The 17,939-nt window shown below is 38.0% G+C and carries 22 protein-coding genes and 1 pseudogene; 6 read left to right on the top strand and 17 right to left on the bottom strand.

Features of this window, described 5'->3' with window-relative positions; translation table 11 throughout:
- The 4 genes from I6F44_RS17650 to folB form a co-directional block, all read right to left on the bottom strand.
- The coding region (locus tag I6F44_RS17650; protein WP_197174271.1) for a transposase domain-containing protein at window positions 1-454 on the bottom strand (454 nt) is incomplete at its 3' end.
- Between the two features lie 129 nt (window positions 455-583).
- Complete coding sequence (locus tag I6F44_RS17645) at window positions 584-1,384, bottom strand: undecaprenyl-diphosphate phosphatase (RefSeq protein WP_121954390.1); 801 nt, start codon at window positions 1,382-1,384, stop codon at window positions 584-586.
- Window positions 1,381-1,869 (bottom strand): 2-amino-4-hydroxy-6-hydroxymethyldihydropteridine diphosphokinase, encoded by a 489-nt coding sequence (folK, locus tag I6F44_RS17640; protein WP_007584740.1) that lies wholly within the window; start codon window positions 1,867-1,869, stop codon window positions 1,381-1,383. The genes I6F44_RS17645 and folK overlap by 4 nt, the downstream gene beginning before the upstream one ends.
- Window positions 1,870-2,229: a dihydroneopterin aldolase gene (gene folB, locus I6F44_RS17635; RefSeq protein ID WP_197174270.1), complete on the bottom strand. Its 360-nt coding sequence runs from the start codon at window positions 2,227-2,229 to the stop codon at window positions 1,870-1,872.
- Between the two features lie 230 nt (window positions 2,230-2,459).
- Between folB and plsY the strand changes: the two genes are divergently transcribed.
- Window positions 2,460-3,071: a glycerol-3-phosphate 1-O-acyltransferase PlsY gene (gene plsY, locus I6F44_RS17630; protein WP_007584736.1), complete on the top strand. Its 612-nt coding sequence runs from the start codon at window positions 2,460-2,462 to the stop codon at window positions 3,069-3,071.
- An 11-nt stretch (window positions 3,072-3,082) separates the two neighbouring features.
- On the opposite strand, the gene tsaD is transcribed toward plsY, so the two are convergent.
- From tsaD to I6F44_RS17615, 3 genes are read right to left on the bottom strand one after another with little or no spacing between them, the layout of a single operon-like run.
- Complete coding sequence (gene tsaD, locus I6F44_RS17625) at window positions 3,083-4,096, bottom strand: tRNA (adenosine(37)-N6)-threonylcarbamoyltransferase complex transferase subunit TsaD (RefSeq protein WP_010554406.1); 1,014 nt, start codon at window positions 4,094-4,096, stop codon at window positions 3,083-3,085.
- Window positions 4,097-4,134: 38 nt separating this feature from the next.
- Window positions 4,135-4,725 (bottom strand): YjaG family protein, encoded by a 591-nt coding sequence (locus I6F44_RS17620; RefSeq protein ID WP_007584732.1) that lies wholly within the window; start codon window positions 4,723-4,725, stop codon window positions 4,135-4,137.
- On the bottom strand, window positions 4,718-5,071 hold the full coding sequence (locus I6F44_RS17615) for a putative signal transducing protein (RefSeq protein WP_007584731.1): 354 nt from the start codon (window positions 5,069-5,071) through the stop codon (window positions 4,718-4,720). The genes I6F44_RS17620 and I6F44_RS17615 overlap by 8 nt, the downstream gene beginning before the upstream one ends.
- A gap of 75 nt (window positions 5,072-5,146) precedes the next feature.
- Here I6F44_RS17615 and I6F44_RS17610 point away from each other — a divergent pair, with 75 nt between their 5' ends.
- The 3 genes from I6F44_RS17610 to I6F44_RS17600 all read left to right on the top strand — a co-directional run bounded on the left by I6F44_RS17610 (window position 5,147) and on the right by I6F44_RS17600 (window position 7,544).
- The gene (locus I6F44_RS17610) at window positions 5,147-5,569 is read left to right on the top strand and encodes a DUF2721 domain-containing protein (protein ID WP_007584730.1); all 423 of its coding nucleotides are present in this window, start codon (window positions 5,147-5,149) and stop codon (window positions 5,567-5,569) included.
- Between the two features lie 377 nt (window positions 5,570-5,946).
- Complete coding sequence (locus I6F44_RS17605) at window positions 5,947-6,831, top strand: LysR family transcriptional regulator (RefSeq protein ID WP_197174269.1); 885 nt, start codon at window positions 5,947-5,949, stop codon at window positions 6,829-6,831.
- A 92-nt stretch (window positions 6,832-6,923) separates the two neighbouring features.
- A complete protein-coding gene (locus tag I6F44_RS17600) occupies window positions 6,924-7,544 on the top strand; it encodes a 2OG-Fe(II) oxygenase (RefSeq protein WP_121954389.1) in 621 nt (206 codons plus the stop codon).
- A gap of 37 nt (window positions 7,545-7,581) precedes the next feature.
- On the opposite strand, the gene ubiA is transcribed toward I6F44_RS17600, so the two are convergent.
- Together ubiA and I6F44_RS17590 are read right to left on the bottom strand one after the other, a co-directional pair.
- On the bottom strand, window positions 7,582-8,460 hold the full coding sequence (ubiA, locus tag I6F44_RS17595; RefSeq protein WP_121954388.1) for a 4-hydroxybenzoate octaprenyltransferase: 879 nt from the start codon (window positions 8,458-8,460) through the stop codon (window positions 7,582-7,584).
- Complete coding sequence (locus I6F44_RS17590) at window positions 8,457-8,996, bottom strand: chorismate--pyruvate lyase family protein (protein ID WP_024591462.1); 540 nt, start codon at window positions 8,994-8,996, stop codon at window positions 8,457-8,459. Before I6F44_RS17590 ends, ubiA begins: the two co-directional genes overlap by 4 nt.
- A gap of 154 nt (window positions 8,997-9,150) precedes the next feature.
- On the opposite strand from I6F44_RS17590, the gene I6F44_RS17585 reads away from it, so the two are divergent.
- Window positions 9,151-9,549: a flagellar basal body-associated protein FliL gene (locus I6F44_RS17585; protein WP_007584719.1), complete on the top strand. Its 399-nt coding sequence runs from the start codon at window positions 9,151-9,153 to the stop codon at window positions 9,547-9,549.
- Between the two features lie 3 nt (window positions 9,550-9,552).
- Here the strand turns inward: I6F44_RS17585 and glpG are convergent, their stop codons facing one another.
- From glpG to I6F44_RS17555, 6 genes are all read right to left on the bottom strand, one after another.
- Window positions 9,553-10,371, bottom strand: coding sequence for a rhomboid family intramembrane serine protease GlpG (gene glpG / locus I6F44_RS17580; RefSeq protein WP_024591461.1), 819 nt, complete (start codon window positions 10,369-10,371; stop codon window positions 9,553-9,555).
- Complete coding sequence (glpE, locus tag I6F44_RS17575; RefSeq protein WP_007584717.1) at window positions 10,368-10,685, bottom strand: thiosulfate sulfurtransferase GlpE; 318 nt, start codon at window positions 10,683-10,685, stop codon at window positions 10,368-10,370. Before glpE ends, glpG begins: the two co-directional genes overlap by 4 nt.
- A gap of 68 nt (window positions 10,686-10,753) precedes the next feature.
- Window positions 10,754-11,779, bottom strand: a complete 1,026-nt coding sequence (gene tdh / locus I6F44_RS17570) for an L-threonine 3-dehydrogenase (protein WP_007584716.1) — start codon at window positions 11,777-11,779, stop codon at window positions 10,754-10,756.
- A 50-nt stretch (window positions 11,780-11,829) separates the two neighbouring features.
- Entirely contained in the window at window positions 11,830-13,023 is a 1,194-nt protein-coding gene (locus I6F44_RS17565; RefSeq protein ID WP_024611251.1) for a glycine C-acetyltransferase, read from the bottom strand.
- A 169-nt stretch (window positions 13,024-13,192) separates the two neighbouring features.
- Window positions 13,193-13,756: a D-glycero-beta-D-manno-heptose 1,7-bisphosphate 7-phosphatase gene (gene gmhB, locus I6F44_RS17560; protein WP_197174268.1), complete on the bottom strand. Its 564-nt coding sequence runs from the start codon at window positions 13,754-13,756 to the stop codon at window positions 13,193-13,195.
- A complete protein-coding gene (locus I6F44_RS17555) occupies window positions 13,756-14,814 on the bottom strand; it encodes a glycosyltransferase family 9 protein (protein ID WP_197174267.1) in 1,059 nt (352 codons plus the stop codon). The genes gmhB and I6F44_RS17555 overlap by 1 nt, the downstream gene beginning before the upstream one ends.
- A gap of 122 nt (window positions 14,815-14,936) precedes the next feature.
- On the opposite strand from I6F44_RS17555, the gene I6F44_RS17550 reads away from it, so the two are divergent.
- A complete protein-coding gene (locus I6F44_RS17550) occupies window positions 14,937-15,665 on the top strand; it encodes a 3-deoxy-D-manno-octulosonic acid kinase (RefSeq protein WP_197174266.1) in 729 nt (242 codons plus the stop codon).
- Window positions 15,666-15,681: 16 nt separating this feature from the next.
- Here the strand turns inward: I6F44_RS17550 and I6F44_RS17545 are convergent.
- Together I6F44_RS17545 and I6F44_RS17540 are read right to left on the bottom strand one after the other, a co-directional pair.
- Window positions 15,682-16,766, bottom strand: a pseudogene (locus I6F44_RS17545) (glycosyltransferase).
- Window positions 16,766-17,836 carry a glycosyltransferase family 1 protein gene (locus I6F44_RS17540; RefSeq protein WP_121954384.1) on the bottom strand — a complete coding sequence of 357 codons (1,071 nt, stop codon included), beginning with the start codon at window positions 17,834-17,836 and terminating at the stop codon, window positions 16,766-16,768. The pseudogene I6F44_RS17545 and the gene I6F44_RS17540 overlap by 1 nt, the downstream one beginning before the upstream one ends.
- Window positions 17,837-17,939 lie beyond the last annotated feature (103 nt).

Raw genomic sequence — 17,939 nt, 5'->3', positions numbered from 1 at the left:
CAGAAGAGAAGGCTTTACGATTATCAGGCGTGTCGGCTGTTCGCCACACAACACCGTCAACAGCTAATAGGTTCAAACCATTCCATGTTTCGAATGACTGTTGCTTATACATTGATTGAGCCGATTTATTGAAAACGTGTTTAACGGAATCATCACCTAACCTTTGTCTCGCCTGTACCATCGCACTTGGAGCAACGAGTGGGTTCTTGCCTGGTAACATGATATCTAGCTTATTAGCGATATTCCAAACCGATTCTTTTCGAAACAATGCCATGCCAATAACTGACCACAAAACGGCCTCAAGCGGTAACCTTCGCTTACGAACGGTTGCAATCCCAGCTTGTTGAAAACCTTGTTCAATGATTTCAGGGTCAAGAATTTCTGATAATTTTTCAAAGGTATGGTATCGGCTGCTTTCTTCAAGTGTTGCTTGCAGTGCTTGTTCTATATTCACAAAAAAATCCGTAGTTAGTTTCCTAACTACGGATTTTGCATGATCGTTTGGATCGGTCAACCGGTCATTTTCTTAACTGATCGGCATTAACCTAAAGGTGCTTTTTTTAGTTTTACTAATTAAGTTTGTTTATAGCGTTAAAAATACAATCAAACCGACACCGAGTAATAAACGATATATTACAAATGGCAACATACCCATTCGCTCTATTACTTTTAAAAACATAAATATACATGCATAAGCCGATAAGAACGATAGCACCACACCAAGCAATAATGTATTCCAATCAACTACATGGTCACCCAGTGCAAGCTCTGCAATATAATAAAGCCCCATCATAGAAATAATCGGAATCGCTAGTAAAAACGAAAAACGCGCTGCGCTTTGCTTATTCATACCCAACATTAAACCAGCTGTCATCGTGATACCTGATCGAGAAGTACCCGGGATCATTGCAACAGCTTGTGCGAAACCAATGATAAGTGCCGTTTTCCAATTGAGCTGATAAATAGTTTTAATTTGTTTCCCTTTTGCATCCGCGTACCAAAGCAATAAACCAAATACAATGGTGGTAGTAGCAATAACCCAAGCGCTTCGCAGGTATAACTCAATAAAGTCTTTTAAAAGTAAGCCTAAAATAGCGGCAGGCACAGTGCCTAAAATTATCCACCAACCTAGCTTACTATCATCAGTAGTACCTTGTGCTCCAAAGGATTTAAACCACGCACTGAGTATGTCGACGACCTCTTTGCGAAAATAAATAACAACGGCTATTAAAGTACCAACATGTACTGCTACATCAAACGCAAGCCCTTGATCTTCCCAGCCTAAAATTTGCGATGGGAGAATTAAGTGCGCAGAACTCGATATTGGTAAAAACTCAGTAAATCCCTGTATGAGGGCTAAAATAATTATTTCGATAATACTCATAGGTTAGAAAACTCCACCTTCCATAGCTTTTGTTGAGGGTTATTATATTCATTCCATAACTGCGCAATCGTTTGCTTAGCTACAGGATGATAAAAATCTGGGGCAACCTCACTCAGAGGTTGTAATACAAATGCATTTTTAGTTATTTCATCACGTGGTAATTGCGCTGGGGAATCGCAAGTTACATCATCATAAAACAGTAAATCTAAATCGAGCGTTCGTGGACTAAATTTTTTATCGTTCGCTGTACGCCCATTATCACGCTCTATTTGTTTTAATAAAGCGCATACATCAGCAAGCGACATATCAGTTGTAGCGCCAACTACTGAATTATAAAAATTATTGCCAGCAAACCCAACTGCTTCACTTTCAAAAACAGACGAGTGCACAATGTGCTCAAAGTGCTGCTTAAGTGCAATTAATGCACATTGTATATAATGCGCTTTATTTATATTTGACCCTAGGCTGATATAAATTTGAGCCATTTAGTCAGTTGCCTTAACACGTGTAATTTCAACACCCACAGTTTGTGCTTGTGCTACTGCTGCAGGTTTACTTACTCTTATAGTAACTTGTGGCGTATTAAACTCGCTTAAAATAATCTCAGCCAACTGCTCAACCAAAGTCTCTAGCAACTCAACAGATTTTGCAGTGCAGTGCTTAATAACGCGTTCGCTTACTTTTGAGTAATCCAGTGCTAAATTAATATCGTCATTTTCGGCTGCAGGCTTAATATCACTAAGCATTTCAATATCAAAATAAAGGCTCTGTTTACTTTCTTTTTCAAAGTCGTACACTCCAATAATAGTGTCGACGTGCAATTGAGATATAAAAACCTTATCCATTGATACTCCAAATAACAACAAACGACTAAGCAACTATACAAAGCATCAATAAAATTAATACTGTATATGGTTTAGCCAGTGTTTAAATATGTGAAAATAACTTCTACAATAGCAAAATAACCAAACTAGCTATTAAATAGCCTGTTAATAATTTTCACGATAAATTTTGCTGCCAATAATAGCTTAAAAGTACTATCAATTGGTATAGCAATTAAAAAATAAGGAAGCGTGTGTTAGCCACTTTAATGTTTGTTTTAGCTTATTTACTTGGGTCGATTTCGTCGGCTATTTTAGTGTCGCGGTTGTTCAAACTCCCTGACCCTCGTAATAGTGGTTCTAACAACCCAGGGGCTACAAATGTTTATAGATTAGGCGGAGCATTTCCGGCTTGCTTGGTTTTAGTGTTTGATATTTTAAAAGGCACTATTCCAGTATGGGGGGCTTATTTTTTAGAAGTTGAACCTTTAGAGCTTGGTCTAGTCGCAGTAGCAGCTTGTTTAGGTCATATGTACCCACTGTTTTTTAGCTTCAAAGGCGGTAAAGCCGTAGCAACGGCATTTGGCTCATTATTACCTATTGGCTTATCATTGGCTGGTTTACTTGTATGCACTTGGTTAGTTATAGTGGCAATAACACGCTATTCATCACTTGCGGCACTTGTAGCTGTATCTTTAGCGCCCTTATATACATGGCTAATAAAACCACTTTATACTCTTCCCGTTACTTTTATCACGCTGTTAATTATATTTCGTCACCGTACTAATATTATTAGATTATTTAGTGGGGAAGAACCAAAAGTAGGCGCTAAAAAAGCACCCACTGATGAAAACAAAAATATCTAAAATATGAGTCATTAAATCGGCTCAAGGCTATCTATTGGCCAGCGAGGTTTTGTTTTCATATCAAGACTTGCAAACTGACCGGCTTTTAAGCGTTGCATTCCAGCATAAGCAATCATTGCACCATTGTCGGTACAAAATTCAGTACGCGGATAAAACACTTCGCCTTTCATACCTTTCATTACGCGTTCAAGCTGCAATCGAAGCTGTGTATTTGCACTTACGCCACCGGCGATTACTAAACGCTTAATACCTGTTTGTTTAAGCGCACGCTTACACTTAATAACGAGCGTATCAATAACCGCTGTTTGAAATGCATGCGCTATATCAGCTTTAGTTTGATCGTCGTCGTCATTTTCACGAATAGTGATTGATGCTGCAGTTTTTAAACCACTAAAACTAAAATCAAGACCTGGTTTGTCAGTCATCGGGCGAGGAAAAATAAAGCGCTTCGCAACGCCTTGTTCAGCCATTTTAGCTAAGCGCGGACCTCCAGGGTAGTCAAGACCAAGTAACTTAGCCGTTTTATCAAAGGCTTCGCCTGCGGCATCATCAACTGACTCACCTAGTACTTCGTATTGTCCAATACCCGCTACTTTAACCATCATGGTATGACCGCCCGATACAAGCAATGCAATAAACGGAAACTCAGGAATATTTTCTTCAAGCATCGGAGCAAGTAAATGTCCTTCCATATGATGAACAGCAACAGCTGGAATATCCCAACCGTATGCTAATGAACGACCAATAGAAGTACCTACCAATAATGCTCCAACTAAACCTGGGCCTGCAGTATAAGCAATGCCATCTAAGTCTTCTGGGCCACAACCCGCTTGTGCAAAAGCTGCGTCTATAAGTGGTAGCGTTTTACGAACATGATCGCGCGATGCAAGTTCCGGTACTACACCGCCATAATCAGCGTGTACTTTTACCTGGCTGTATAATTGATGAGCTAACAAGCCTTTTTCGTCATCGTATATTGCAATACCTGTTTCATCACATGACGATTCAATGCCTAAAATTCGCACTGTACTTCTCCTGCCTTTAAAATTTCACTTCGCTGTTTTTATAACGTAAGGCCAATATTTGTTTGGCCATCTTCTAGAGCAAACTTTTTAAGTGCCTTCACGCTATCAGAGGTAATACGCCCCATATTTTCTACAAAATCAATTAGCTCACCTAATACTTCAATTTCGTATTGCATTAATGGATGCTCTCTAACGGCCGTGTTATCTGCAACCTCACCTTCAACCGTCATTTGATATTCAATAAAGCGGGCCACTGTTGCTTGAGATATTTTACTGACACTAATGAACTCTTGCTCATCTTGCGCCATTAAACCATGCATTAAGCTAAGTAAAGACGTTGCAGCATCAATAGCAGGGTAAGTACCAAACATATCAAAATCAGCAAGTTCAGGAACATTCGGTTCTATTTTTTCAACTTGTTTTTCGAGATCTATTTTACTTTTAGGCAGTAATATTTTTTCCCAACAAACATTAAGCGAATTACGAAGTAAGGTTTCATCACCAAACCCCGTTGCTTCGCTAAATAAACCGTAATTTGGCAGCATTCGCTCTATTAAAGCACTTGCTAAAACAGCTTTTTGTAAATAGTTAAGCTCTCTAATACGCTGAAAATTATTTGCTTTAGTCATTCTTTAACGTCTCACACGACCAACAAAAATCAAATGTTGATCCATTATGCTCATTACAGTTAGGGCATACCCAATCTGGAGCGGATTGTTTTACTTGTTGATAGTTTAACAATATTTGGCGCGCATGGCGCTCTTTTATCGCATAAACCTGCACACTAACTTGTGCTTGATCAAATGGAATTTCTCCCAATGCGCCTTGGAGCATCTCACCTTTTATTTTGCATTCGATGCCACTGGTTTGTATTAAACCTTTAATAATATTAGCTTCAAGGGTATTTTCGGCTTTATAAATTGTAACCCATTGAAAAGAGCTATCAGTTGAATTTTTATTATTAATATTTTGCAATATTCACCTCATTTATTTTGTGTTAACAATATCCTACGCTAAATTATTAGCATGCTGCACTTTTAAGGAATAAACATGACACTTACAACCCCGGGCTTACTTTTTCCGGCCATATCGCTGCTATTATTAGCCTATACAAACCGATTTTTAGTTTTAGCGCAATTAATTAGGGAGTTAAATGCGCGCGAAGGTGAATCTATCCGACCTGTTGTAGTCGCTCAAATCACTAACTTACGTAAACGAATAAACTTAATCAGAACAATGCAGGTATACGGCGTAGCCTCTTTTTTACTGTGTACATTTTCGATGTTTGCTTTATTTATTGAATTTAATACCACAGGGATTATTTTATTTGGCATTAGCTTAGCTTGCTTAAGTTTATCGTTATTAACGTCTTTATTCGAAATACATATTTCTTGTGATGCGATTGAAATAGAACTACAAAGCATTGAAAATAAACCATTAAGCAGCCGAATAAATAGAAATTTTGTAAAATAAACTCTTATAGATAAAACACCCTATTATTTGTCATAATCATGTTATATGTGCGCCCTATCTTGGGGCGTACTTTTTTATTAATTAGAACAATTAAATTCCAATCTCCTAACTAACCCACTGAGTTAAAAAAACTTTGCCTAGATAGTTAATTGCAAAAATATAGACAAAACACAATAAACAACTAGTTATCAATTAAAAAAGTAATACTATTTGGTCGCTTTCCTCTTTAATTAATACTAAAAGGGGGGTATCCTGCTGGAAACACGTATGAACTTGCAACCGTATTTCAATATAGAATTTTACTAAACTTTAGAATACAAATTAATATATTTGATATCCGTGGTATCTGCGACTTACTTATAAAAAGGGACTATAAAGTGAGATTTGAACAATTAGAGCAATTTGTAGCACTTGGTGTATTACGTCACTTTAGACAAGCAGCTGAACAAACCCAAATTAGTACTTCAGCGCTAACGCGCAGCATTCAAACACTTGAAAATGAAATGGGATATGAGTTAGTAAAACGCTCAACTCGTTCTGTTAAATTAACGCCTGAAGGCGAACTTTTCCTTGAATATGCTAAAATGACTCTATCGGAACTTGAGCTAACGAAAAAACGGATTTTTCAATCAGTAAACGGTAATGCTAATGAAAAACTTGTTATTGGCTATACCAATAAGGCAAGCAGCATAGTACCTATTTCTTGTGGACAGTTTTTAGCTCAATATCCTCATATAAAAATTGAAATGCAGTTACAAGATCAACAAGAGCTAACACGCAGACTCCAACAAGGTGAAATAGACATAAGTGTATACTCTCAAGCTATTAATAGTATTGGCAGTGACATTCACTTACCTGATCAGCTTGTATTATTTGTTTCAAAAAATCACCCTCTTGCACATAAAAACGATATAAGTAAGCAAAATCTTGATAGCTACCCTATGTTTGGCTGCTTCTCTCAATCTAAACAAGTGCAAACTATGCTTAATGAAGCAATTGATTCTTTAAATAAATCATCAAGTATTAAAGTGGGCAGCATTGAGCAAGTAATGGCTGGTGTAGTTAAATCAGATCACTTTGCTATAGCAAGCATTGAGCATGCGAACACAATCGCAGAGAACTCTGAACTCGTGCAACTAAAAACAAATAAAGATTTAAATCACGAACAACTCGTTGTACAGACAAGCCAACAAACGTCTATTACCGAACATGTAGAACACTTGTTGTCGCTTATAAAAAAAGCGGGAGCTGCATTTAACTAACCCTTCTTTTTGAAAAAGTGCGGCACAATAAACAGTAGCTTTAAATCGCTTTTCGGCTACACTGTCGCACCTTTTTTAAACAGCTGATGTGAATGAACACACTTTTTGGTCCTGGTGTCTATTTAGATGATATAGAACGCCAAGGATACACCGTAATTCATAACGCGCTTATTGCCGATTTAGTTAACGATTTAGTTGCAGATTGTCACCGTATAAACCCCCACTTTAGCCTTGCCGGTATTGGTCGATTAAATAATTTACAAATAGATAAAACTATTCGCACTGACAAAACCTATTGGTTTGACGGCAGCTCTCAAGCACAGCTTACGTATCAAGCAATAATGCAAAGTATAAAAACCACGTTAAATCGTAGCTTTTTTATGGGGCTATTTGATTACGAATGCCATTATGCAAAATATACACTGGGTGATTTTTACAAAAAACACTTAGATGCATTTAAAGGTCGATCTAATCGTGTATTTACAACGGTGCTTTATTTAAATACGCCAGAGCAAGGTGGGGAACTTGTTATATATAAACCTAAAAGTAAAGAAGTAGAAATAACCATTAAACCAACTGCTGGCACATTGGTTATGTTTGAAAGCGAACGTTTTGCTCATGAAGTGCTTCCTGCAGTTGACGAACGCTATTCTATTGCTGGATGGTTTAGAAAAAACGCCTCTATTAGCGGCATTATTGATCCACCCCGATAGCTCTAAATAGAGAATTTTAACAGCCTTTATTAAGGCTTTAAAATGCTATTGGGTATGAAAGTAATAACCCTATAAAGATAGCCAAGCCCACATAATGATTATTTAAAAACGCTTTAAAGCAGGCATCTCTTTCACGTTTATGAATAAGCGTTTGTTGATATGCCAATAAACCAGCAGCTACACTCAAACCAATGCCAAACGCGACACTTAAATGATTACTTATACCAATAAACGCAACCAGCGCTATAAATACAGCATTAAGTAAAAAGATTATGTGGCGGTCGAATTTACCAAATAAAATAGCGGTTGATTTTACCCCTATTTTTAAATCGTCATCTCTATCAACCATCGCATACATAGTGTCATAAGCGACTGTCCAGCAAATGTTGGCTATAAATAATAACCATGCCTGCTGCGGTAATGCATTTATTGAAGCCATATAGGCCATTGGAATAGCCCAACCAAATGCAGCCCCTAAAACAACTTGTGGTAATTGTGTATAGCGTTTCATAAAAGGGTAGCAAAAGGCTAAAGCCAAAGCCCCAAAAGAAAGCAAAATAGTATTAACGCTAAGCATTAATACTAAAATAAACGCAATAACTATTAGTAGTAAAAATAGGCTAAGTGCTTCACCACTACTAACCCTCCCTGAAGCTAGCGGCCGCTGAGCTGTGCGTTTTACAGAGCCGTCTATTTTTCTATCTGCAAAATCATTAATTACGCATCCTGCACTTCGCATAACAACAACGCCCAGCGTAAATATAATAAAGTTGAGTAAGCTCGGCATCCCACTATTAGCAAGCCATAAAGCCCAGTATGTTGGCCAAAGTAATAACAAGGTACCAATGGGCTTATCTATACGCATTAGCTGTATATAGTAAGAAATATGTTTTGGCTTTAAAGCGGCTAATTTCATGAGTATAAATATGCTCCTGGTAAAAACACTTCACACACTAAAAATTTATATTCTTTGAGTGCAAATACACTTCGACGGCCTAGTAAGTTTTTTTCGGGTAGGTTTAATTTTGCAACTAATTGCTGAACGGGGTGCTTGGCATCAAAATAAGCAATTTCTATATCCGTTCGTTTTAGTGCTGGGTCTTGAAAAATCACATCACCAAGAGGTCGTTCACCCATATTGTGCAAAGGATTGATCGAATCATTTTTAGGAAGCCAGCTCTGTGCGTACACCACAGGTTTGTTATCGCACAATAAGAGTACTTCTCGATTAATCGCTGTTTTAGCGCTACAGTTTAGTAATAACTTTTGCTCTAGGCTTAAAGTAAATAACTGCTCGCTTAATACTCTTACACTAAAAATTTGTGATTTACTTTTTAATTTAGCAGTTAAAGAATTAGGTTCAAAAAGCCATTCTTGCTCTAGAGGAGATAAGTCACTTACATATGAAGTGGACTGCCAATTAGCAGATATAGACAGAGGATAAGTAATCACAATAGCTCAACAAAATAAAAAACAACGAGATGATACCATTGCCAAAGCTTTTGAAAAAGTGATGTTTTATAACCATAAATAATAGCTTGGCGCTGTTTATTACCCACTATTAAGTATAAACTATTTGTAACAAGTTTTAAGAAACGCTTTAAATATGAAAAAAATAGTATACGCAGGTCTTTTTACGTTCTTTGTAAGTGTCATAAGCTTTACAGCTCGTGCTGAATCTACAGTTGGTTATTTTGGTTTTGAGCCCGATATAATCACCAACTACATTGGCGCATCAAGTAAAAAAATGGGCTATGTGCGTGTAACTATTGATTTAATGCTTAATGACACTTCAGATATTGCAGTAGTAGAGCACCACACGCCATTACTACGTGATGCCCTAGTAGAGATTTTATCTAAAGAGCCTGAAGAAAAAATAAAATCCCTTACTGGCCGTGAAGAAATACGCGCAAAGTGCGCCGAAAAACTAAAAAGCCTCTTAAAAGAAGAAACAGGACAAGAGATCATCCGTGAAGTCTTGTTCACTAAATATTTATATCATTAGTATTTAACGTTTTGCGTTAAATACTTTGGCGGTGTAGGCAAAAGCCATACCGCTAACTAATCCACCTAAGTGCGCCCAATTAGCCATACCTACAAACAATACATCTGCAAACCCAAGCACTAACCAAATCAACATAAAACCAACAATAGCCGTACTAACCAGCGCAGGTTTGTTCGGATTTAAAAAGCTATGAATCCAACAAAAACCAAGTAACCCATATACTACGCCACTCAAACCGCCAAAGTTGGGACCAACCATTAGGTATTGCGCCCAATTACTAATAAGCGCAGTCACTAAAAACAAACCTATTAAGCTGAGTTTTCCGCATTGCTTTTCGATATTGTCGCCAAGCGACATCCACCAAATTAAATTAAACACAATATGGATCGCGCTAAAATGCACAAGCGCGGGAGTTAGCCAGCTTAGTGGTTGTGATGGATTAAATTGCAGAACTGTATAAATTTCATCAAATCCACCCAATAAAAAAGCGACATAAATAACAATACTCAATATGCTAACAGTTTGGTTAAGCCAGCTAAGCGCTTTAAACCGCGCCATAAGATTAAGTGATTGCCCTTGATATTTAAGCGGCGATTGTGTGCTGCCTACATCCCAAGATGCTTGCTGGTATTTTTCATGATTAGGGTTTTGTGTAAACTCAACCCATAAAGGCTGAACTTGATGAAAGTCCTCCTCAGTCACGCTAATAATGACATTACTGCCATCTGCTGAGTGTATCTTTGCATCTAGGCCTTGGCTTTTTAAATAATCTATAAAGCCTTGTGCGGCGCGTGGGTTATTTAAACTGCCAAGCTCTATCATCGTTCTACTTTCTCGCTATAAGACGCTTCCCAAGCAGTAAAACCGCCATCCATGCTGTAAACATCTTCAAAGCCTTGCTCAACTAAATAACTAGCTGCGCCCTGAGAGCTCATACCGTGGTAACACACAATAATAATTGGCTGATCGAATTCTTTTTCCATCATAAATTGTGCAATATTACCGTTAGAAAGTGCTTCTGAGCCTGGAATACGACCAGCTTGATACGAATTTGGATCGCGAATATCTGCAATTACAACGTCTTCTTTATCTAGAAGTTCTAACGTTTGCGCTATAGAAATGTGTTTAAATGCCATTGAAGTCTCTTTAATTAATAGTATAAAAAAGGCGGCTAAAGCCGCCCTTCTTGTAATTTAGTTAGGAACTAATCCCAGTTTAAAATTACTTTACCTGACTGACCTGAAATCATCATATCAAAGCCAGCTTGGAAGTCATCCACAGAATACTGATGTGTAATGATTGGGTTCAAATCAAGACCAGATTGAATCAAGCTTGCCATTTTGTACCACGTTTCGAACATTTCGCGACCGTAAATACCTTTAATCACTAAACCTTTAAAAATAACTTGGTTCCAATCAACTGCCATATCAGATGGTGGAATACCTAGCATGGCAATTTTACCGCCGTGGTTCATGTTATTAAGCATTGAATTAAAAGCGCTTGGCACACCTGACATCTCAAGACCAATATCAAAGCCCTCTGTCATACCTAAGTCTTTTATTACATCTTCAAGCTTTTCGCTTGCCACGTTTACAGCACGTGATGCACCCATTTTGCGGGCTAAGTCTAGACGATACTCGTTTACGTCGGTAATAACGACGTGGCGAGCACCAACGTGTTTTGCTACAGCCGCAGCCATAATACCAATTGGGCCTGCACCAGTAATAAGTACATCTTCGCCAACTAAGTCGAACGATAATGCGGTATGAACTGCATTGCCAAACGGGTCAAAAATAGAAGCCAGTTCGTCAGAAATATTATCTGGAATTTTAAATGCATTAAACGCAGGAATAACTAAATACTCTGCAAATGCACCTTCACGATTTACACCTACGCCTGTTGTATTACGGCATAAATGTACACGCCCAGCACGACAATTTCGACAGTGCCCACACGTAATATGACCTTCACCCGATACGCGGTCACCTACTTTAAAACCACGAACTTCCTGGCCCATATCAACAACTTCGCCAACATATTCGTGACCAACAACCATTGGAGTAGGAATAGTTTTGCTTGCCCATTCATCCCATTTGTAAATATGTACGTCGGTACCACAAATAGCTGTTTTACGAATTTTAATCAGTAAGTCGTTATGACCGACTTCTGGCTTTGGCGCATCTGTCATCCAAATGCCCGGTTCTGCTTTTAATTTAGATAATGCTTTCATAATTCACACTCAACTAAAAAACCGAAGCAAGGCTTCGGTTTAAAATAAAATTAAATAACGCCCATTTCTTTACCAATGCGGGTAAATGCATCAATAGCAATATCGAGTTGCTCAATACTATGCGCCGCTGAAATTTGTGTACGAATACGCGCTTGCCCTTTTGGTACTACAGGGAATGAAAAACCGGTTACGTAAATACCTTCAACAAGTAACTTATCAGCCATTAACGAGGCTACTTTTGCATCTCCCAGCATTACTGGAATAATTGCATGATCTTTACCCGCACACGTAAAACCAGCAGCTTCCATTTGCTCACGGAAATATTTAGCATTTGACCAAAGTTTAGCGCGAAGCTCGCCGCCACTTTCTAGCATTTCAAGTACTTTAATCGATGCAGTAACAATTGAAGGCGCTAATGAGTTTGAGAACAAGTATGGGCGTGAACGCTGACGTAACCATTCAACAATTTCTTTTTTACCCGATGTATAACCACCTGAAGCGCCACCCAGCGCTTTGCCTAATGTGCCGGTGATAATATCTACACGGTCTAATACATTACAGTACTCAGGTGTACCTTTACCGTTTTCGCCAACAAAGCCAACTGCGTGAGAGTCATCAACCATTACAAGTGCATCGTATTTATCGGCTAGGTCACACACGGCTTCTAAATTACAAATAACGCCGTCCATAGAAAACACGCCATCAGTAGCTATTAGTTTCGTTTTAACGCCGGCTTCATCTGCTGCAATAAGTTGCTTTTCAAGATCAGCCATATCGTTATTTGCATAACGAAAACGCTTGGCTTTACACAAACGTACACCATCAATAATTGATGCATGGTTTAATGAATCAGAAATAATAGCGTCTTCTGCGCCTAAAATAGTTTCAAACAAACCGGTGTTTGCATCAAAACATGAAGAATATAGAATGGTGTCTTCTGTTTCCAAAAACTCACTGATTTTTTTCTCTAGTGTTTTATGAATATCTTGCGTACCACAAATAAAACGAACAGACGCAACACCAAAACCATGATTATTTAAACCGTTTTGCGCAGCTTCAATTAGCTCTGGGCTATTAGCTAAACCTAAGTAGTTATTAGCACAAAAGTTGATTACTTTACCTGACGCAACTTCGATTTGAGCTTGCTGCTGAGATTTAATAATACGTTCGCTTTTATACAAACCTTCGGTTTTTACGTCTTCAATTTGCTGTTGTAGCTGGCTAAAAAAAGCAGATGCTCTCATCTGTGTTCTCCATTTATTTGAACGGGTAAACAACCACATTTAAGCGACTGTTTATTATGGGGGGTATTGTAAAAGTTTAATGGGGAAAATGCACGGTTTGCAGTTCGTCGCAAACGCCCTAAACTGGAAGGAATTCCTGCCAGTTTACAGGCTAATCTGTTTAGTTTATTTATGTCTTTAAAAGTGCAGGTAAACTATTTATAAAATCGATAATTAAATCAGCCTCTTGCTTGGCACTTTCATCAAAGCTTTGACCTGAACGCACTAAAACGCGGGTAGTGATCCCTGCTTTTCTCGCAGCCTGCATATCACTGAGTTTATCGCCCACCATAATACTGCAAGCAGGGTCGATGTTATGCTCTTGTATGCCTTGCAATAACATACCTGGCGCAGGCTTTCTGCAACTGCACTCTTTCAAATATTCAGGGTGCGCTTTTTTAGGGTGATGAGGGCAAAAGTACACATCGGTAACTTCAATACTGTGCGCACTAAATTGGGCTTTCATCCATTGCGTTAGTGCTAAAAAATCAGCTTCGGTGTAATAACCTCGACCAATTCCAGATTGATTAGTGACGATTATGATTTTATAGCCCGCATCATAAAATGCTTTACAAGTGCTAAAAACACCTTCAATAAATTCAAATTTATCGCTTTGATACACATAACCATGATCAACGTTTACTACGCCATCTCGATCTAAAAAAAGCGCTTTATTTTTTTGTTGTACATTCATTACAAAGACTCTTTTTGTACAACATGGTCAAACATCGCTTTTACGTCATTAACTGTAATTTGGCTCATTAAATCATCGCCTTTTACGCGCTTACCCCACGGTACTTGCTTAGCCGTTTTACCGGTTTGCTTAAGCAAGTTTTGATGATAAACCTCTACCACGTAGTCTTGATATAAATAAGGACCTGTTCGTGCTGGGTTTGAATGTGCATATAAACCAATAACCGGCGTACCAACCGTTACCGCCATATGTGCAGGGCCTGTATCGGGCGCGAGCACTAAGCTGCCGCGCTTTAACACGCACAACAATTCTTTGAGTTTCGTTTTGCCAACTAAATTTAAAATAGGTGTTTTGCTATGTTTAATAATGCTATTTGCTAGGTTAATTTCAAGTTCTGTTGGACCACCCGTCAATACAACTTTAAAGCCTTGCTCATTTGCATAATCAGCCAATGCGGCATAACGATCTGCGAGCCAATTGCGCTGTGCTTTACTTGCTGCTGGCGATATTACAAATAGTTTATTAGTTAGGTATTTTGGTGTTAGTAGCTCATCGGCAACCGCTTGGTCTTGCTCGGTATATGGCATGTTCCAACTCGGCTTATAATCAGCTACACCAATGGCTTTTGCAAAACCTTTAAAGCCTTCAAGCACATGCGCCTGAGCTTGTGGGGCTATTCGTTTATTAATAAACAAGCTGTGCAATTCTTTTGAACGCGCCCAATCAAATCCTATTTTTACTTTTGCAGGAATACAATGCGCTACAAATCCAGCCCTTAATGCAACTTGCATGTTAAGTAGTACATCAAACTGTTGATCTTTAAAGCGTTGCTTTAAGCTTTTAAGTGCTGCTTTACCTTGTTTTTTATCAAATACCACCAGCTCAACACCCGGTAAGTCGGCAAGTAGCATGGCTTCTATTTTGCCAATAACCCAGGTGACTTTTGCATTAGGGTGTGCTTTTTGAATAGCTTGTAAAGCACTCACACCATGACATACGTCACCAATGGCTGAGAGTCTTAATATACAAATAGATGAATAGTTAGGAGCTTGAGTCACACATTCCCTTAGGTATTAAATACAAAAGCCGATCTTAAATTATAATCACGCTATTGCAAGCACTTATCCTCAGCTTTAAAACGCGCTAATATAGGCACATTATTTAGCAATTACACAGAGCTATGTTTAAACAACACGTACAAGGCAGTCACACTGTATTAAGCCACCCTAAATACACAAGCCAAATTACCCTCGATTGGTTTGATGCAAATTATTGGCAACAACAAAATAAAATTGTGGGCGCCAAAAAGGGCCGAGCAACTGCGTGGTTTTTTAAGCAAGACGAATTAACAGCCGTACTTAGGCATTATTGGCGCGGTGGCTTAGTGGGTAAATTGCTAAGCGATCAGTATTTATATACTGGGCTTGAACAAACCCGTGTGTATAAAGAGTTTAGCTTAATGAGTAAACTTATAGAGCTTGGTTTAAACGTACCACCCCCTATTGCAGCTAAAGTAACGCGTAGCGGATTAATTTATCGTGGTGATATTATTACAGAGGCTGTTAAAGGCGCTAAAAGTGTACTCGACATATTAATTGAACGCTCATTGACTGAAGATGAGTTAGAGGGAATAGCTAAAACAATCGCGCTATTTCATTCAAAAGGTGTGTATCACGCTGATTTAAACATTAATAACATTTTGTTTAATGATACTGGTGATGTGTATATTATCGACTTTGATAGAGGTGAAATAAAAACACCTAATGTGCAGTGGCAACAAAGTAATATGGCACGTCTTGAGCGCTCATTTTTAAAAGAACAAGGTCGAAACGAGTCATTTAATTGGCAAGCGACTGACTGGCAAACTCTGCATAGCAACTACCTCAAAGCACTTACTAATATAAGTTAACCTAATATAAGTTAACTTAGTCAGCCAAGGCTAAATACTGCAGAGCGACCTGCTCTGCCTGTACTTGTTTTAGAATTTCAGCGTTTTCTAGATTAGGTTTGTCAGTTAGTACCAACTTAACAGCATTGGCTAATGCCTCACTTTGTCCAGCAGGTACTAAATATTTACTTAGCTCGCCTGTTAATATCTCGCTTGGGCCAAATGTGCAATTAGTGCTAACTACCGGAGTACCCACTGCTAAAGCTTCAATTAATACTGTTGGAAGTCCTTCAAAATCAGAACTCAACACTAAAGCTTTAGCATGTTTAATCCAGTTATACGGGTTTTGTTGAAATCCAGGCACTACTAACTGTTTTTCTATGCCGTATTGCTGTGCAAGCTTTAACGCTTTAGCCGGTTTATTACATAAAAGGACTAACTTGTATTTTTTATCGAGCTTTGCAAAGGCTGCAAATAATATATCGTGGCGCTTTTGTTTGGCAAGTCTTCCTACATGAATTAAGTAGGGCTCATTTGGGATATTGTTATTTTGCTCATTTGCTTGTTGGTTTATTTTTTCAAAATCGAACGGGTTATAAATAGTCGCAATTGCACTTGGGTTAATTAAATCCCCTTGTGTTATTTCTTTTTCAACCCCCTTTGATACGCAAATAAGTGATTTACCATTTAAGTTTTGCTTACTTTTTTTAAGGTATAAATATGAAAATGGACCTAACTTTTTTTGACGTGCAAGTTCTGCATTGACAGAGTTATGAATAACAAAGTGAACATTTTTGATATTACTACGCGCAAGTAAATTATTACTTCTATCAAGGTTAGAAAGTACTAGATCAATATTGCCAATCTCGCTTTGTTTTTTTTCAAACCAAGTTTGTAGTGTTAAAATGCTATTTTTACGCTGCCAAAATCGATCTACTTTTGATGCCCTATGTGCGAATAAACTCTCCACGTTAAGTACTTCAGGGATATTATATTCAATAGAGTTAGCAAGAAACAAAATAGTGATTCAGTACTGTAACTTGGCCATTTCCTCAGCAAGGGTAAGCATTACTTTTCAGCACCACCACCCACTAGGGAATCAATTACAATCACTATATTCATTAGCGCTCCTCTATAAGCATATTTTTTATGCCATTAGTGATTACATCATAACTATTTGAATTATCAAGCTGGTTATTTTTATCAATAAAATTACTATAAAAAGGCTCAGTAATAACTTGAGCTATTTTTGTTATGATTTCATCAACATCGAAATTTGCTTTAATTACAACACCTGTATTAACACAACGATCTAAACGTGTATTTTGATCTTTTGAGATAGCACATGCCACAACGGGAGTTTTAACGGCAATTGCTTGTAATAAAGTATCTCCACCGCTAAGTAATGCGACTTTAGCTTGGCTCATTAATGCCAAAAAATCAGTACTTTGCAGACTTGCTAAACAAGTAACCTCATCGCTTTTCGGAATGGCTTTCTTATAATTGGGACCAAACACAACAACTGCTTTTAAACCAGTGTGCTTAGTAATTTTAAGCGCGGCTTTAAAGTAAACATCAGCACAATTAATATTATTTAATATATGCCCGCCTGAGCCGGCATTAACAATAAAATAGCCTTCAGGTACTAATTTATAGCGATTTAAAACATCACGTTTTTGCGCGCAAGAGGCAAATGTAACAAAAGGACCTACATTACGAGGATGTGCCAAGGGAAACATGTCTAACTTCGTACTTTCAGCCCATGTAAGTGGCTCAATACAATAATCAGGCTGTACAACCCAATGTGTATCAATTAAATTAATTCTGTTAAGTTTTAAGCCTTTAGCACGTTTTTTTGCATGCTGAGAAATGAATATAACTTTAGCGCCTACCTTTTTAGCCGCCTTCATATGCCCTGCACGTCCTGCACAATCAAAAACAACGACATCAGGTTTAAATTGCTCTATAAAGTCGCAAACAGAATCAAGCTCTTTAGTCGCTGAGTGTTCGAGTAGTGTGGCTTCAAAAGGACAATCTTTTGCGTAGCTTGTATGCTTATTTAATATAAAGCGAATATCGAGAGAATCTGCAAGTTCTGCCTTTAAACTTTGAGCCAACAACAACGAGCGCATATATTCACCAATGCCTTCTGGTGATGATACTGGAATAAATAAAAGTCGTTTGTTGCTCATTGCATTCTCAATGTCCTATTTGAGCTCCAGTATATCAATCAGATACTTATTACGATAGACAGGTTACATTTTAATATATTAAATTAACTCTATAAATTTGATT

Source organism: Pseudoalteromonas sp. NZS11_1 (assembly GCF_015864275.1).
Taxonomy (GTDB): domain Bacteria; phylum Pseudomonadota; class Gammaproteobacteria; order Enterobacterales; family Alteromonadaceae; genus Pseudoalteromonas; species Pseudoalteromonas arctica.
This window is presented reverse-complemented; position numbering and strand designations above follow the sequence as displayed.

Coding starts and splice junctions, on each gene's coding strand:
- I6F44_RS17645 (WP_121954390.1), bottom strand. CDS start 1,384: ATGAGTATTATCGAAATAATTATTTTAGCCCTCATACAGGGATTTACT.
- folK (WP_007584740.1), bottom strand. CDS start 1,869: ATGGCTCAAATTTATATCAGCCTAGGGTCAAATATAAATAAAGCGCAT.
- folB (WP_197174270.1), bottom strand. CDS start 2,229: ATGGATAAGGTTTTTATATCTCAATTGCACGTCGACACTATTATTGGA.
- I6F44_RS17620 (WP_007584732.1), bottom strand. CDS start 4,725: ATGACTAAAGCAAATAATTTTCAGCGTATTAGAGAGCTTAACTATTTA.
- I6F44_RS17610 (WP_007584730.1), top strand. CDS start 5,147: ATGACACTTACAACCCCGGGCTTACTTTTTCCGGCCATATCGCTGCTA.
- I6F44_RS17600 (WP_121954389.1), top strand. CDS start 6,924: ATGAACACACTTTTTGGTCCTGGTGTCTATTTAGATGATATAGAACGC.
- ubiA (WP_121954388.1), bottom strand. CDS start 8,460: ATGAAATTAGCCGCTTTAAAGCCAAAACATATTTCTTACTATATACAG.
- I6F44_RS17585 (WP_007584719.1), top strand. CDS start 9,151: ATGAAAAAAATAGTATACGCAGGTCTTTTTACGTTCTTTGTAAGTGTC.
- glpG (WP_024591461.1), bottom strand. CDS start 10,371: ATGATAGAGCTTGGCAGTTTAAATAACCCACGCGCCGCACAAGGCTTT.
- glpE (WP_007584717.1), bottom strand. CDS start 10,685: ATGGCATTTAAACACATTTCTATAGCGCAAACGTTAGAACTTCTAGAT.
- tdh (WP_007584716.1), bottom strand. CDS start 11,779: ATGAAAGCATTATCTAAATTAAAAGCAGAACCGGGCATTTGGATGACA.
- I6F44_RS17565 (WP_024611251.1), bottom strand. CDS start 13,023: ATGAGAGCATCTGCTTTTTTTAGCCAGCTACAACAGCAAATTGAAGAC.
- gmhB (WP_197174268.1), bottom strand. CDS start 13,756: ATGAATGTACAACAAAAAAATAAAGCGCTTTTTTTAGATCGAGATGGC.
- I6F44_RS17550 (WP_197174266.1), top strand. CDS start 14,937: ATGTTTAAACAACACGTACAAGGCAGTCACACTGTATTAAGCCACCCT.
- I6F44_RS17540 (WP_121954384.1), bottom strand. CDS start 17,836: ATGAGCAACAAACGACTTTTATTTATTCCAGTATCATCACCAGAAGGC.